Source organism: Parageobacillus toebii NBRC 107807 (genome assembly GCF_003688615.2).
GTDB classification, from domain to species: domain Bacteria; phylum Bacillota; class Bacilli; order Bacillales; family Anoxybacillaceae; genus Parageobacillus_B; species Parageobacillus_B toebii.
In genome coordinates, this window is record NZ_CP049703.1 from 1338232 (window position 1) to 1352051 (window position 13820).

The 13820-nt window shown below is 43.4% G+C and carries 18 protein-coding genes; 6 read left to right on the plus strand and 12 right to left on the minus strand.

What is annotated here, in order from left to right:
• Window positions 1–110 precede the first annotated feature (110 nt).
• Window positions 111–674, plus strand: coding sequence for an alkyl hydroperoxide reductase subunit C (ahpC, locus tag DER53_RS06840; RefSeq protein WP_012749173.1), 564 nt, complete (start codon window positions 111–113; stop codon window positions 672–674).
• 12 nt (window positions 675–686) lie between these two features.
• Window positions 687–2216: an alkyl hydroperoxide reductase subunit F gene (gene ahpF / locus DER53_RS06845; RefSeq protein WP_062754835.1), complete on the plus strand. Its 1530-nt coding sequence runs from the start codon at window positions 687–689 to the stop codon at window positions 2214–2216.
• A 301-nt stretch (window positions 2217–2517) separates the two neighbouring features.
• Here ahpF and DER53_RS06850 read toward each other — a convergent pair whose 3' ends face one another.
• Both DER53_RS06850 and DER53_RS06855 read right to left on the minus strand, forming a co-directional pair.
• On the minus strand, window positions 2518–2709 hold the full coding sequence (locus tag DER53_RS06850; RefSeq protein ID WP_062754833.1) for a hypothetical protein: 192 nt from the start codon (window positions 2707–2709) through the stop codon (window positions 2518–2520).
• An 18-nt stretch (window positions 2710–2727) separates the two neighbouring features.
• Window positions 2728–2937, minus strand: coding sequence for a UPF0236 family transposase-like protein (locus DER53_RS06855; protein ID WP_062754831.1), 210 nt, complete (start codon window positions 2935–2937; stop codon window positions 2728–2730).
• A 264-nt stretch (window positions 2938–3201) separates the two neighbouring features.
• On the opposite strand from DER53_RS06855, the gene DER53_RS06860 reads away from it, so the two are divergent.
• Window positions 3202–4029 carry a glycosyltransferase family 8 protein gene (locus DER53_RS06860; protein ID WP_012749175.1) on the plus strand — a complete coding sequence of 276 codons (828 nt, stop codon included), beginning with the start codon at window positions 3202–3204 and terminating at the stop codon, window positions 4027–4029.
• Between the two features lie 29 nt (window positions 4030–4058).
• Here DER53_RS06860 and DER53_RS06865 read toward each other — a convergent pair whose 3' ends face one another.
• The 4 genes from DER53_RS06865 to DER53_RS06880 all read right to left on the minus strand — a co-directional run bounded on the left by DER53_RS06865 (window position 4059) and on the right by DER53_RS06880 (window position 6302).
• The gene (locus DER53_RS06865) at window positions 4059–4247 is read right to left on the minus strand and encodes a YfhD family protein (RefSeq protein WP_041269575.1); all 189 of its coding nucleotides are present in this window, start codon (window positions 4245–4247) and stop codon (window positions 4059–4061) included.
• An 88-nt stretch (window positions 4248–4335) separates the two neighbouring features.
• Window positions 4336–4464 (minus strand): YfhE family protein, encoded by a 129-nt coding sequence (locus tag DER53_RS06870; RefSeq protein WP_012749177.1) that lies wholly within the window; start codon window positions 4462–4464, stop codon window positions 4336–4338.
• Between the two features lie 100 nt (window positions 4465–4564).
• Window positions 4565–5116, minus strand: a complete 552-nt coding sequence (locus DER53_RS06875) for a GNAT family N-acetyltransferase (RefSeq protein ID WP_012749178.1) — start codon at window positions 5114–5116, stop codon at window positions 4565–4567.
• Window positions 5117–5399: 283 nt separating this feature from the next.
• On the minus strand, window positions 5400–6302 hold the full coding sequence (locus DER53_RS06880; protein WP_062754829.1) for a TIGR01777 family oxidoreductase: 903 nt from the start codon (window positions 6300–6302) through the stop codon (window positions 5400–5402).
• A 91-nt stretch (window positions 6303–6393) separates the two neighbouring features.
• Between DER53_RS06880 and recX the strand changes: the two genes are divergently transcribed.
• The gene (gene recX, locus DER53_RS06885; RefSeq protein WP_062754827.1) at window positions 6394–7209 is read left to right on the plus strand and encodes a recombination regulator RecX; all 816 of its coding nucleotides are present in this window, start codon (window positions 6394–6396) and stop codon (window positions 7207–7209) included.
• On the opposite strand, the gene DER53_RS06890 is transcribed toward recX, so the two are convergent.
• Window positions 7206–7874, minus strand: a complete 669-nt coding sequence (locus DER53_RS06890; protein ID WP_062754825.1) for an SDR family NAD(P)-dependent oxidoreductase — start codon at window positions 7872–7874, stop codon at window positions 7206–7208. The genes recX and DER53_RS06890 overlap by 4 nt on opposite strands.
• Window positions 7875–7941: 67 nt before the next feature.
• Between DER53_RS06890 and DER53_RS06895 the strand changes: the two genes are divergently transcribed.
• Entirely contained in the window at window positions 7942–8271 is a 330-nt protein-coding gene (locus tag DER53_RS06895) for a YfhH family protein (protein WP_255265199.1), read from the plus strand.
• A 45-nt stretch (window positions 8272–8316) separates the two neighbouring features.
• Here DER53_RS06895 and DER53_RS06900 read toward each other — a convergent pair whose 3' ends face one another.
• Window positions 8317–8478, minus strand: coding sequence for a YpzG family protein (locus DER53_RS06900; RefSeq protein WP_012749182.1), 162 nt, complete (start codon window positions 8476–8478; stop codon window positions 8317–8319).
• A 32-nt stretch (window positions 8479–8510) separates the two neighbouring features.
• Window positions 8511–8672, minus strand: coding sequence for a small, acid-soluble spore protein K (locus tag DER53_RS06905; protein WP_012749183.1), 162 nt, complete (start codon window positions 8670–8672; stop codon window positions 8511–8513).
• Window positions 8673–8789: 117 nt separating this feature from the next.
• Between DER53_RS06905 and DER53_RS06910 the strand changes: the two genes are divergently transcribed.
• Entirely contained in the window at window positions 8790–9059 is a 270-nt protein-coding gene (locus DER53_RS06910) for a YfhJ family protein (RefSeq protein ID WP_041269804.1), read from the plus strand.
• Between the two features lie 37 nt (window positions 9060–9096).
• Here DER53_RS06910 and DER53_RS06915 read toward each other — a convergent pair whose 3' ends face one another.
• The 3 genes from DER53_RS06915 to fdhF all read right to left on the minus strand — a co-directional run bounded on the left by DER53_RS06915 (window position 9097) and on the right by fdhF (window position 13712).
• The gene (locus tag DER53_RS06915; RefSeq protein ID WP_062754823.1) at window positions 9097–10077 is read right to left on the minus strand and encodes a metal-dependent hydrolase; all 981 of its coding nucleotides are present in this window, start codon (window positions 10075–10077) and stop codon (window positions 9097–9099) included.
• 187 nt (window positions 10078–10264) lie between these two features.
• A complete protein-coding gene (locus DER53_RS06920) occupies window positions 10265–10756 on the minus strand; it encodes a helical membrane plugin domain-containing protein (RefSeq protein ID WP_062678465.1) in 492 nt (163 codons plus the stop codon).
• A complete protein-coding gene (fdhF, locus tag DER53_RS06925; RefSeq protein ID WP_062754821.1) occupies window positions 10749–13712 on the minus strand; it encodes a formate dehydrogenase subunit alpha in 2964 nt (987 codons plus the stop codon). The genes DER53_RS06920 and fdhF overlap by 8 nt, the downstream gene beginning before the upstream one ends.
• Window positions 13713–13820: the final 108 nt, after the last annotated feature.

Here is a 13820-nt window from a genome sequence, read left to right on the forward strand (position 1 = left end):
TAGATACTACTACATGATAATAAATATAGAATTAAAATTATTATAATTTAATTAATGATTTAATTAGGCTATTGATCATTCCAACACTATTTTCAGGAGGTAGATGAAAGATGTCTCTAATTGGAAAAAAAGTACAACCATTCCGTGCAAAAGCGTATCATAATGGGAAGTTTATTGAAGTTACGGAACAAGACTTTCAAGGCAAATGGAGTGTAGTTTGCTTCTATCCAGCTGACTTTACATTCGTATGTCCTACGGAGCTTGAAGATTTGCAAAATAACTACGCGACTTTAAAAGAGCTTGGCGTTGAAGTGTATTCTGTTTCAACAGATACACATTTTACACATAAAGCATGGCACGATACGTCTCCAACAATCAGCAAAATCGAGTACATTATGATCGGCGACCCTTCTCAAAAGCTATGTCGCATGTTTGATGTGCTTGATGAAGAGGAAGGTCTTGCACAGCGCGGTACGTTCATCATCGATCCAGACGGTGTCATCCAAGCGGTGGAAATTAATGCTGACGGTATCGGCCGTGATGCAAGCACGCTTATTAACAAAATTAAAGCGGCACAATACGTCCGCAACCATCCAGGCGAAGTTTGTCCAGCGAAATGGCAAGAAGGGGCTGAAACGCTTAAACCGAGCCTTGATCTTGTAGGGAAAATTTAAGGAGGTAACACCATGATATTGGATGCCGAGATAAAAGCGCAATTAGCCCAATATCTACAATTGATGGAAAATGACATTGTTCTAAAAGTGAGCGCGGGAGACGATCAAGTTTCCCGCGACATGCTTGCTTTAGTCGATGAATTGGCCGCAATGTCACCAAAAATTAAAGTAGAGAAAACGCAGTTGCAAAGAACGCCAAGCTTTAGTGTTAATCGTATCGGCGAAGATACTGGTATAACATTCGCTGGTGTTCCTTTAGGGCATGAGTTTACCTCCTTAGTGCTTGCTCTGCTTCAAGTAAGCGGAAGACCGCCAAAGGTTGATCAGAACGTGATTGACCGAATTAAAAGCATAAAAGGCACCTATCACTTCGAAACTTACGTGAGTTTGACATGCCATAATTGTCCTGAGGTGGTTCAAGCGTTGAACTTGATGAGCGTCCTGAACACGGGCATTTCGCATACGATGATCGATGGCGCAGCCTTTAAGGACGAAGCGGAAAGAAAAGGAATTATGGCAGTTCCAACAGTATTCCTAAATGGAGAGCTCTTTGGTAGCGGCCGGATGTCGTTGGAGGAAATTTTGGCGAAGATGGGGAATACTTTGGACGCATCACATTTCGCTGAAAAAGAACCATTTGATGTACTGGTTGTCGGTGGGGGACCAGCCGGAGCAACTGCAGCGATTTATGCGGCGCGTAAAGGCGTTCGTACAGGCATTGTTGCGGAACGTTTTGGCGGTCAAATATTGGATACATTAGGCATTGAAAACTTTATCAGTGTGAAATATACGGAAGGCCCTAAGCTTGCAGCAAGCCTTGAAGAGCATGTCAAACAGTACGATATTGATATTATGAATTTACAGCGTGCCAAACGCTTGGAAAAGAAAGATCTTATTGAAATCGAGCTTGAAAATGGCGCCGTGTTAAAAAGCAAGACGGTTATTATCGCAACAGGGGCTCGCTGGCGCAACCTTGGCGTACCAGGCGAGGCGGAGTTTAAGAACAAAGGGGTCGCATACTGCCCACATTGCGATGGTCCGTTGTTTGAAGGAAAACATGTTGCGGTCATTGGTGGCGGCAATTCCGGTATTGAGGCAGCCATTGATCTTGCAGGCATTGCAAAGCATGTCACCGTTCTTGAGTTTATGCCGGAGCTGAAAGCCGATGCTGTTTTACAAGAGCGCCTTTATAGCCTGCCTAACGTAACGGTTTTAAAGAACGTGCAAACAAAAGAAATTACCGGTACGGACAAAGTAAATGGCATCACTTATATCGACCGGGCGACCGGAGAGGAACATCATATTGAATTGCAAGGGGTATTTGTTCAGATCGGCTTAGTGCCGAATACGGACTGGTTAGATGGAACGATTGAACGCAATCGCTTCGGCGAAATTATTGTCGATAAGCATGGCGCTACGAACATCCCTGGAGTGTTTGCTGCAGGTGACTGCACGGATAGCGCGTATAAGCAGATCATTATTTCAATGGGGTCAGGCGCTACCGCAGCCTTAAGTGCATTTGATTACCTTATTCGAAATTAAGTTCTTTGATCGCTGAAATTTGTAAAACAGAGAGCCGTAGGGTGGCTCTCTGTTTGTTTTTCAAGAGGTTGGCATGCTTTTTTTCGCATGTGGACGAGCATATCGCATTTGTCGGAAGAACTGTTTATCGATGCAGCGGTTGGGAATCGACCTATCGTTTTATTGTCTAAAACGATGATACGGTTGAGTCAAGATTTTGTGGGAGATTTTTTTGAGGTTTTGATTTTTTAGGTATATTTTGTAATCGTTTTCTGATTCTCTTATCCTGCTTGTGTGCTTTCCCTACTTGTTTAAATTCCTTTCAATGCTTGTAGCGCTTGATAAATTGGTGCTTTTGATGAATGTTGGGATATTGAATTCCTGCGTAATTCAGCTGCTGGCTTCCCGTTTCAGGCTCATCACCGCATAGCCGACCATCTTCTCTAGCGTCTCGACGGCTTTGACGATACAATGGATCCGCCACTGCCAATTCCATCGCTGTTTCCTCCAACAATGGACTGATTCCTCCCCATCAAAGCGTATAGACGCTTGTTTCTCGATCGAAATAATTGTTGCGTTGAACTTCCTCCACTTCAAATAACATCTGGATGCGTACGGTTTGTTTATTTTTTAGGCAATAACGGTTCTTATCTCGATGTTTAGCCAATTCTTGATCGATATACTCCAATACTTGTCGAAGCATGTTTCCGTATGTTTCTTGCAGCGCCGAAAACAGTTCCATTCAATCTCTTTCAATGTTTGCCCATTTATGATAAACTTTTTCGCAGCACTCTCTTCCCTCCTTGTGTTTGGTTTTGTGCACTTATCGCAATACAGGAAGAGAGTCCTTTTTGCATCTATTTTGTTTACCATCTCCTTTTTTGGGAAATACAACCCCAAAATACATATAAAAGGTTATTATCCTTCTCCCATAAATATTTTACTCATACTATATAATGTAAGGGAATAGTATGACTATACGGTAAGGACAAGGAAGTGATTGCTTATGTTTCATGTACTGGTGACGTTAAATTCGAACTATATTCCGCCATTAAAAGTATTAATGAACTCGCTGTTTTGCAACAATCATAAACCATTTTCGTTCTACCTATTATATTCGCGTATTCCCGAGATGGAAATCGAGTCATTGAAACGGTTTGTAGAACAACAAGGCCATCGACTGATTCCGATTTATGTCGATCCTCAATTATTTGCCGATGCTCCTGTATTTCGTCATTATACTTCGGAAATGTATTATCGGCTTGCTGCTCATCAGTTTTTGCCCCAAGAATTGGACCGTGTTTTATATCTTGATCCAGATATTGTTGCGATTAATCCGATCGATGATTTTTATAATATGGATTTTGAAGGAAATATGTTTATTGCCGCGGAGCATACCCATTCGACAAAAGTAGCGAATTTATTTAACAAGCTGAGGCTGAAAACCCCGAATGCAAGAGGCTACTTTAACACTGGTGTCATGCTGATGAACTTGCCGCTAATGAGAAAAGAAGTGCGGTTAGAGGATATTTACCAGTTTATTCGTGATAATCGGTTTAAGCTTGTGCTTCCGGATCAAGATGTGCTAAACGCTTTATATTGGGACAAAATTAAGCCAGTGGATTGTTATCGTTATAATTACGATGCGCGATATTACGATATGATTCAGTTATTGCCAAATCCAAAGCATGATTTACATTGGATTCAGAAAAATACAGTGTTTATTCATTATTGTGGCAAAGATAAACCGTGGAAGGAAAATTATAAAGGGGAGCTTGGATTTTTTTATAAGCAGTACAGCGATATTCTAGAATTTGAAGAGGAAAAAGCCTAAAGGCAGCTTATTTGCGCTGCCTTTAGGCTCTATTTTTTGCGTGCTTTGCTTTGGCGAATGCCAGCTGCTTGAGCGCGCGCTTCTGCTTCTAGGTCTTCGTAATCCGCAAATTCGCGAGAATATTCAACATCTAGTCCGTCGGATTTCAGTTGTTTTGGTACTTGTGGAAGAGTTGCTTTGTTTTTATCACGCGTTTTTTGTCCGCGAGATCGACCCATCATCAATTCCTCCTAAGCAATAATGTGAATCGGACGATTCACTACTTAGGATGGCATTTGCTCGGCAAAGTATAAATAACAATGTTTTCTAATGTTTCGCTTTTTTTGCTGTATAGCCGCCTGCTTGGTCGGCTAATTTAAAGTCGCGGGAATACGTTATTTCTTGTGCACGCGTTAACGTCCTTTTCGTTTTTTCTTGTCTTCGTTTTTCCACCATTTATTGCCCCTCACTTTTATCAAGATTTATTTTTAGTTTTTCCACTGTTTGTTCGTTTTATGCATGAATAATAGAAAAAGGGCTGTTATACACAGCCCTGTTACGCTTCTTTGCGTTGTTCTTGTTCGATTTGAGAAGGATGGCGAAGGGTATATAATGTATAGTTATCTTTTGTAATTTCGTATAAATTATATACATCAGCTCCGATTTGTTCCAGCAAACTTTTTCTTGTCTCATTCGCTGGGGTAACATACGGTAATTTTTCTGCCGCTTTGATGGAGCGGATGTTCACTTTGCGAATGCGCATAAATACAGTTTCAATGGAAAGCTCGTAAAATAATTCGTGGAAAAATGCTTCTTTCGCACGTTGGTTATAACCTTGGCCATGATATGGCTTTCCAAGCCATGTGCCCAAAAATCCAGCGTTATTTTGTATGTCAAATAGGCTGATTGTGCCGATTGGATTTCCCCATTCATCTAAAATCGTGCGGGAAATGAGTTCACCGCGTTCTTCCGCTTCGATCATTTGTTTCGTCATAAATAAAAATTCTTCGTACGAGCTTGCTTTTTGGCGCACGAAAGGGAAGACGTCCGGGTGCACCATCAGCTCGTAGAGTGCATGACAATCTTGCAGCTCCCGTTTTTTTAACATACTTTTCCCTCCTTATATCGAGGGCAGTTTACTTGTGGGCGAAACCACCCTCGAAATTTTTTAATATATTTCATCAAAAAATTCCGGGGTGGGAATCGAACCCACTAGAACCAGCGATATCCGCTGGTGGCGCACCATTTGCCTTCCCTTTTGTTGCGTCGTTATCTGATTGTCGGCAATGAGTAGCACAGGTCTTTATCATCATACACGATGATCAAGAAAAAAGAAATAGGTTTTTTGTTAAATTTTTTTTATATATTTGTTGATTTTTCGATAACGAATGTCATGTGGCTAGTAAATCGGCTAAACTTTTTTCCAGCGTAGGGAAAGAAAAGACAAACCCAGCTTCCATCAGTTTTTTCGGAATGACTTGCTGTCCTTCGGTCACAAGCATGCTCATTTCACCAAGGAGGGCGCGCAGCATCGCACTTGGCACGCGAAGCCAATGAGGGCGGTGAAGTATACGGGCGACCGTTTCGCCGAACTGTCCCATACGGACGGGAGATGGAGAAGTGATATTAACCGGTCCTGCTAGCTGCTTATGATCAATAATATATGCAAGTGCACGTACTACATCGTTAATGTGAATCCAGGAGATCCATTGCTGTCCCGAGCCGATTGGACCGCCAATCCAGAAACGGTACGGTAAGACGATTTTCGGCAACGCCCCGCCGTTTTTGCCAAGAACGACACCAAATCGTGCCATTACTGTACGAACCCCTAACGACTCTGCTTGTTTCGCTTCTTTTTCCCATTTTGCTACGGTTTGTGCCAGAAAATCGTTGCCAATCATTGAACTTTCTTCGGTAAAAGAATCGGTAAGCGAAGTGCCATAAATGCCGATGGCGCTCGCGTTAATAAATACGCGAGGAGGGGATGGCAATGATTTGATCAGCTCAATCATCCATTGGGTCGTGGAGACACGGCTATGGACAATGCGTTCTTTCTGCTTTTTTGTCCATCTTCTGCGGTTAATCGGTTCGCCGGCTAAATTAATCACGGCGTCAAAGGCAGGAAAGTTTGCTTGGGGGCGACTTTCAGGCGTGAATAAAACATAGCGGATATTAGAAGAGGAAGATAATTTAGGACGCCGCGTCAATATATAAATGGTATGGCCTTGTGACGCAAGGTGGTTCGAAAGCGCTTTTCCGATAAATCCAGTTCCGCCGGCAATGGCGATATTCATATCCTTCCCTCCTAGTCTGTCGTAGTGAATTATTTCGCTTTTCGTGTACCGGATTCCTTCTGTATGTTACGATAAAAATGGAGGGAAAGTCATGGGGATCATTACAAATATAGCCGTTCAGCCAAACAGCCGTGAACGTTTTCGCGTCACGATCCAAAAAGAAAATGGAGAAATAGATGTGATTACCGTTGATCAAGACGTGCTGCTTCAATTCCGCCTGAAAAAGGGAATGGAAATTGATGGGAATGCCTTACAAGAAATAGTATATGCGGATCAAGTCAAAAAAACGTATAATCAGGCTTTATATTTTTTATCGCACCGCATGCGGTCTGAACGTGAGGTGACCGATCATCTGAGAAAAAAAGGCGCATCTGACGATGTGATTGCAGAGGTGCTCGATAAGCTGCGGCAGAACAAATACGTTGATGACCGTGAATTCGCCTTCGCTTATGTGCGCACGCAAAAGCAAACAACGGCAAAAGGGCCATATGTCATCCGTAAAGAATTGGAAAAGCTCGGGGTTGCGGAAGAATGGATTGAACAAAGCTTGGCTATTTACTCCTTTGATGAGCAAGTGGAAACGGCAAAATCGCTTTATGAAAAAGCAAAAAAACAGCGGGCAAAACAGTCTTTGCGGCAATGGAAATATCAGATCGAGCAGCTTTTATATCGAAAAGGATTTCCGCACGAAGTCATCGATCAGGTGCTGTTGTCAGAACAGGACGAAAAGGAGGAACAGGAGTGGGAAGCTTTGGAGTATCAAGGAAGAAAAGCGCATCGGCGCTATGAAAAATATGATAGTCCGATGTATGAGCAAAAAATGAAGCAGGCTTTGTACCGGAAAGGCTTCCCACTGGAGATGATCGAGCAATTTTTGAGTAAATTAAAGGAGGAGCAGGAACATTAAGATAAAATAATTTCGTTTTGCCCGTGTTCTAAAGAGATAATTTGTTTTGCTATTTCTTTTGGGGAACGAAGCCGCGAACGATCTTTTATATGATCGGTTCCATGCCAAAATGGGGTGTCCATGCCTCCCATGTACACAGCGGTAACCGAAATATTTGTGCCTTCCAGCTCTTTCGTTAAGCTTTCGCTAAAGCCGCGAATCGCGAATTTTGTCGCGACATAGACGGATTCATTCACTTTGCCGCGTAAGCCGGCAGTCGAAATAATATTGATAATTTTTGCTTTCGGCATCGCCAGAAAATGCGGCAAAAATGCTTTCGTCATATAAATGGTCCCATTGATGTTCGTTTGAATCATATCGTCAATTTGCTGCGCGGAAAGCGAAGAAAGCGGACCGAAATGGCCGATGCCAGCATTATTCACAAGACACGTAACATGGTGGTGTTTCGCAATCATATCGACTGTGTCAACGACATCTTCGTAACGGCGGATATCAAGGGAATAGGCAAACGCTTTTCCTCCTAGATGCTCGATTTCCTGCACTACGTCTAAAAGAGGGGAGATCCGTCTGCCGAGGGCGATGATGGTATGGCCTTGACTAGCATATTGCAATGCCAATTCTTTTCCTAACCCTGTGCCGGCCCCGGTAATAGCAATAACATCCATTGTCTGTCTCTCCATTCTGTTGGATTGTCTTTTTTATCATATAATAAAATCAAAGGGGGAACAAACGGTGAAAGCGCCAGGAGAACAAAAACGTTATAGTGAAATGACGGAACAAGAATTGCGTCAAGAAATCGCGGCATTAACGGAAAAAGCGCGCAAAGCGGAACAAATGGGGATGGTAAATGAATACGCCGTATATGAAAGAAAAATCGCGATGGCAAAAGCGTATTTGCTTGACCCAAATGATTTTCAGCCGGGCGAAATATACGAGATCGAGGGAGATCCGGGAGAATATTTTAAAGTGCGTTATTTGAAAGGGGTATTTGCTTGGGGATACCGGTTAAAGGGAAACGGGGAAGAAGAAGCGCTGCCGATTTCGTTGTTGCGAAAGCCGTAATTATAGTAAAGAGAACCTAGAGAAGATTCTCTAGGTTCGATTTTGTTACGATTGTTTCCGCGTTTGACGCTCAAGGATAATTAAGTTAAGTGTTTGTTGAGTTTCTCCGTTGACTTGTGCATGGGCATGTTTTGGATTTGCCCATGGCTGCTGGAAAGGATTGGAGTATAAGTTATCATAAAATTTTTTGTGCGAATGGCGACCCATTGTCTCACACCTCTCAAAATAAGAGAAAGTTTTTAAAAATTGTCATCGCGTTTACCGGAAGCGTGCATGCGTTCTTGCGGATGGGTGTTAGTCGTGCCGTTTGCCCGTTTTGAAGCATATTCCGCTTTCGCTCGTGGTTCACCTTCGAATTTATTATTGTTTTGGTTTGGGAAGTTGCGTTCTTTATTCCGCATCGCACATTCCCTCCTTTGCAATTGCTCGTGTTGATGGCCAACACGTATTTTTATTATGAGGATATTTTGCTCTCTTATGTGTTCAAATTGTTGGGATAAGAGGTGGAAAAAATGACGATGAATGAATATTTTGAACGGCTGACGAACTATTTGTTGGAGAAAAATCCGTCGCTTGCTTATGCCCAAGCAAGAACGTGGGTCGAATTGCTATGGGAAGATTTCGAAACGACATATGCCCGCGCTGGATACGAATATAGAGGAAAAGAGCTGACAGAAAAAGTAGTGCGTCAATGGATTGACCGGTATGGAGCGACATTACATGAATTTCAAACGACAAATCCGAAATATCAACATTTGCTAAATCGCAATGATTATTTAAAACATTGAAAATAGGCGGTTGTTTCAAAACGACCGCCTATTTTTATCAGTTTGGAATGAGGTCCAGTTTTTTTCGCAATTTCCCTTCGCTGAAAATCCAGCCGGTATACGAACTGACAATATTTAAATTGCGATCTAATTGCACTACGGCGACGAATGGATAATAGCCTTTGCTGCGATAGCGCAAGTCCGTAAATCTCACTTCATAATGATCGTTATATTCATGAAGTTCCCATCGGTAGACGGGGGAAAAGGACAAAAAAGCAGCAACGTTTTCATCCTTTTTCGCTGCTTCGATGACAGGGTCATCAGGAAGCGGACATTTTTCAAATTGGTCCAATATATAGATGCACCCGTTTTTGGCCCTCGCGACATAAAAGTAGTCTTTTGCCGTAATCGCCAAATGCCACTCGCGGAAGCGGAACGTCGGAACGGTAATAATCTGTTCGACATCGGCAATTTCAGCACGGATGGCTTGTTTAATCGCTGCCTGCTGGCGTAATCGTATTATATAATAAGCGGCGATGACACCGTAAATCGCTAGAAACGTATAGCCGGGATGAAGGCCAAGAAACAACAGACCAACCCCGATGACATGCAGGGCGAAAATAATTGGATCGAATGTATTGATCACACCAAGCGCAATCCACTTTTTTGTAAACGGCCGCAGCGCTTGCGTGCCGTAAGCGTTAAAAATATCGACAAATACGTGAACTGCGACAGAAATGAACGTCCATAGCCATAAGTGAAATACATTGACGTATGAATAAAAGCAAACGATAATGCCTGTAATGAATAACGACCATAGCCATACGGCAGGAATCGAATGGGTAATTCCGCGATGATTGCGGATATATTTTGCGTTGTTTTGTAATTTTAAAATCGTATCAATATCCGGCGCTTGGGAGCCGGCTAATGTTCCGATAAGCACAGCATGAGACAAAAAAGGGTCTTGAGCGACAGTGGGGTCCAATGTGGCAATACTGCCTAGCGCTACCCCCATAAGAATGTGTGTGCCTGTATCCAAGCGAAATAAGCCTCCTTTGCTAGTTTCGTTCATTAGTATATCCAGTCCGTTTTCGATCATTGGACGAGTAAGCACATAAAAACAAGGATGTATTGCCAGTGTAGCACATTTCGAATGCATTGGCGAGGGAAGGGAATACTAAAGCCATCTTTCCTGTTTAGGAAAGATGGCTGAAAAAGGCGAATGTTTAGCTTTTATCATCATCCAGACGTTTTCCAAATTCTTTTAAAGAGGAAAGAATAAAGCGGATGGCGCGGTTAATGTCAGGATCATTCACTGCTTTTAAAAGATCGAAAATGCCGATTTTTTTATCTTTTTCTTTTGTTTGCTTATATGCTTCGGCAATGCTTGAAGCGGTGCTTTCCAATAATTTAGTGGTTAATTGCGGATCGAGATTGGCAAGCAGCTGTGCCATCCCGATCACATGATTAATCGCCGTTGTCACCGGTTTGCGATTTGCTTGGCCGATGACGATTTTCACGATATCTTCCTTTGCTTTAAGCATCGCATTTGCCGCTTCGAGTATGCCGCTTTTATGCAGTTCTTCTATAATAGAAAGCAGTTCAGTGACCGCTTCTTCTTTTTCCGTCAATGAAGTTTTTAGTTCTTCTATTGTTTTCTCACGTTTTTCTTCTTCGGTAATGGTTTGTTTTTGAATGGTTGTAATTGGTTTAGCCACGCGGCTGTGCCTCCTTCCATTCATCCGTTAAAGGAACGTAATCCGGACGCTTCCATTTTCGATCGACTTCGACGCCTCTTTTTGGATTCCGCTTTTTAAATCGCGGATTGGTGCGCGGGAGCGGAGATTCTCCGTCGACTTCCAACACTTGCATGCGCACTCTTGCTTGTTTAAACGCCGGTGTATTCGTGCGATGGTCAGTGGCAGGACCGGTAAGTATGTTAATGGCGCTTTCGTTTGTTGCCGAGTGCATTGGCAAGAATAATTCTTTTCCTTTGACACGGTCAGTGACGAGCACGCGCACTTTTACTCTGCCGAATGGTGATTCTAAACGAACGAGCGAGCCGTCTTTGATGCCGCGTTCTTTCGCTAATTCCGGAGATACTTCAACGAATATTTCAGGGAATTTTCTTTGAATGCCTTCTGATTTGTATGTTAAGTTTCCTTCATGGAAATGTTCGAGCAATCGTCCGTTGTTCACAAGCAAATCGTATTCTTCCGGATATTCTGCCGGCTGTACCCAGTCGGCGAGTGCAAAGCGCGCTTTTCCATCCGGGAAGTTGAAGCGTTCTTTATAAAGAATCGGCGTATCTGCACCGTCGTAGCTGCCCCAGCAAAGGCTTTTCCAGCCTTCCAAGTTTTCGTAATGCGCTTGTGAAAAAAGCGGAGCAAGACTTGCGATTTCGTCCATAATTTCTTTCGGTCCGGCGTAGTTCCAATCAGCACCCATCCGTTTGGCGATTTCTTGAATGATCCACCAGTCCGGTTTTGAATCGCCGAGCGGTTCAAGCGCTTGGTAAAAACGTTGAATGCGCCGCTCTGTGTTGGTAAACGTTCCTTCTTTTTCTAAGCTTGGAGCTGCTGGCAAAACAACGTCAGCAAATTGCGCTGTTTTCGATAAGAAAATGTCCTGTACTACCAAGAAGTCTAACTCTGATAGCACTTTTTGGACATGATTGGCGTTGCAGTCCACAAGTGCCATATCTTCGCCGACGATATACATTGCCTTTAATTTTCCTTGTTCGGCTGCTTCGATCATTTGGATGTTATCAAGACCAGGTTTTCCATCGATGCGGACGCCGTACGCTTTTTCAAATTTTGCCCGCGCGATATCATCCGTAATATGCTGGTATCCTGGAAGCCAGGCAGGAAGGGACCCCATATCACAAGCACCTTGCACGTTGTTATGGCCGCGGAGCGGGAACGCTCCAGCGCCTGGGCGTCCATAGTTGCCTGTTGCGAGCAATAAGTTCGAGATGGCCGCTGATGTATCGCTTCCTCCCGTGTTTTGCGTAACGCCCATTCCCCAGAGGATACATGTTCCATCTGCTTCGTAGATCATTTCAGCGATGCGGATTAAGTCTGCTTTCGCAATGCCTGTTACTTCTTCCGCGTAATCGAGCGTATATTTTTCGAGCACTTCTTTGAATTCATCGAAGAAATGAACGCGTTCGCGAATGAACGCTTCGTCATGCCAGCCTTGGTCAATGATATATTTCGTGACGGCCATCAACCATACTTGATCCGTTCCCTGTTTTGGTCGGATAAATAAATCGGCGCGTTCCGCCATTTCATTTTTGCGCAAGTCAGCAACAATTAATTTTTGACCAAATAGTTTATGGGCACGTTTGACGCGAGTCGCCAAAACCGGATGTCCTTCCGCCGGATTGGCGCCGATAATAATCACTAATCCCGCGGATGCGATATCATGAATCGTTCCGGAATCGCCGCCCATTCCTACTGTGCGGAACAATCCGTCTGTTGCCGGCGACTGGCAGTAGCGCGAACAGTTGTCGACGTTGTTCGTTTCAAACACTTGCCGCGCTAGTTTTTGCATTAAATAATTTTCTTCATTGGATGTTTTCGACGATGAAATAAAGCCGATGGCGTTGCCGCCGTATTTCCGTTTGATTTCGCCAAGTTTTTCTGCAACAAGCGAAAGCGCTTCTTCCCATGTGGATTCGACAAACACGTCACCTTTGCGGATAAGCGGTTTGGTCAGGCGTTCTTCGCTGTTGACGAAATCCCAACCGAATTTTCCTTTTACACATGTGGAAATGGCGTTGACTGGTGCTTCAGAGACAGGCTGGATTTTTAAAATTTTACGTCCTTTTGTCCATACTTCAAACGAACAGCCGACGCCGCAGAACGTACAAACCGTTTTCGTCTTTTTGATGCGCTGTTTGCGCATCGCCGCTTCGATTTCCGAAATGGCAATAATACTGCTGTAGCCAGGTTCGACTTCCTTTACAAAATCGATCATTGGATTTAAAATTTCTTTATCTAAACCGGTCATAAAGCCGGCCTCGCCTAACATCGATTTTTCCATTAATGCATTACATGGGCAAACGGTAACGCATTGTCCGCAACTGACACAGGAAGATTCGTTAATCGGAACACCGTTATCCCAAATGACACGAGGGCGTTCCGCTTCCCAGTCGATCGATAACGTTTCGTTTACTTGTAAATTTTGACATACTTCTACGCATTGCCCACAGGCGATGCATTGATTTGGATCATAGCGGTAGAATGGATGGGACATGTCGACTTCCGATGGATCTACTTTCGGGCGGTATGGATACGATTGATGCTCAATTCCCATCAGTTCCACCGTATTGTGCAATTTACAGTTTCCGTTATTGTTATCACAGACAGTACAATATAATAGGTGGTTTTCTAGGATGCGGTCCATCGCTTCTTTTTGCGCCGTTTTCGCCCGTTCGGAAGAAAGCTCGATGTTCATGCCGTCCTTAACGGGAGTAGAACAGGCGCGCATCAGTTTCCCATCCACTTCAACAATGCATGTGTCGCACGTTTGAATGGCTCCAAGCTCAGGAGTATAGCAAACTTGCGGATGTGGGATGTTGTTTTCATTAATGACTTCCAAAATCGTTGTTCCTTGTTTTGTGCTGTAATCGCTTCCATTTATTGTAATCGTTATCAATTGTTCGCTCATGCTTAAACCTCCTCCACAGTAAAATAAAAACTCCACCATGAATGAAGATGGTCTTCAGTCACGGTGGAGTAGTTTTTTAGCATGACGATACTAAAATAACCAATCCAT

Coding starts and splice junctions, on each gene's coding strand:
- ahpC (WP_012749173.1), top strand. CDS start 111: ATGTCTCTAATTGGAAAAAAAGTACAACCATTCCGTGCAAAAGCGTAT.
- DER53_RS06875 (WP_012749178.1), bottom strand. CDS start 5,116: ATGTTAAAAAAACGGGAGCTGCAAGATTGTCATGCACTCTACGAGCTG.
- DER53_RS06870 (WP_012749177.1), bottom strand. CDS start 4,464: ATGGTGGAAAAACGAAGACAAGAAAAAACGAAAAGGACGTTAACGCGT.
- DER53_RS06855 (WP_062754831.1), bottom strand. CDS start 2,937: ATGGAACTGTTTTCGGCGCTGCAAGAAACATACGGAAACATGCTTCGA.
- ahpF (WP_062754835.1), top strand. CDS start 687: ATGATATTGGATGCCGAGATAAAAGCGCAATTAGCCCAATATCTACAA.
- DER53_RS06900 (WP_012749182.1), bottom strand. CDS start 8,478: ATGGGTCGCCATTCGCACAAAAAATTTTATGATAACTTATACTCCAAT.
- DER53_RS06880 (WP_062754829.1), bottom strand. CDS start 6,302: ATGAATATCGCCATTGCCGGCGGAACTGGATTTATCGGAAAAGCGCTT.
- DER53_RS06890 (WP_062754825.1), bottom strand. CDS start 7,874: ATGGATGTTATTGCTATTACCGGGGCCGGCACAGGGTTAGGAAAAGAA.
- fdhF (WP_062754821.1), bottom strand. CDS start 13,712: ATGAGCGAACAATTGATAACGATTACAATAAATGGAAGCGATTACAGC.
- DER53_RS06910 (WP_041269804.1), top strand. CDS start 8,790: ATGAATGAATATTTTGAACGGCTGACGAACTATTTGTTGGAGAAAAAT.
- DER53_RS06860 (WP_012749175.1), top strand. CDS start 3,202: ATGTTTCATGTACTGGTGACGTTAAATTCGAACTATATTCCGCCATTA.
- DER53_RS06905 (WP_012749183.1), bottom strand. CDS start 8,672: ATGCGGAATAAAGAACGCAACTTCCCAAACCAAAACAATAATAAATTC.
- recX (WP_062754827.1), top strand. CDS start 6,394: ATGGGGATCATTACAAATATAGCCGTTCAGCCAAACAGCCGTGAACGT.
- DER53_RS06865 (WP_041269575.1), bottom strand. CDS start 4,247: ATGGGTCGATCTCGCGGACAAAAAACGCGTGATAAAAACAAAGCAACT.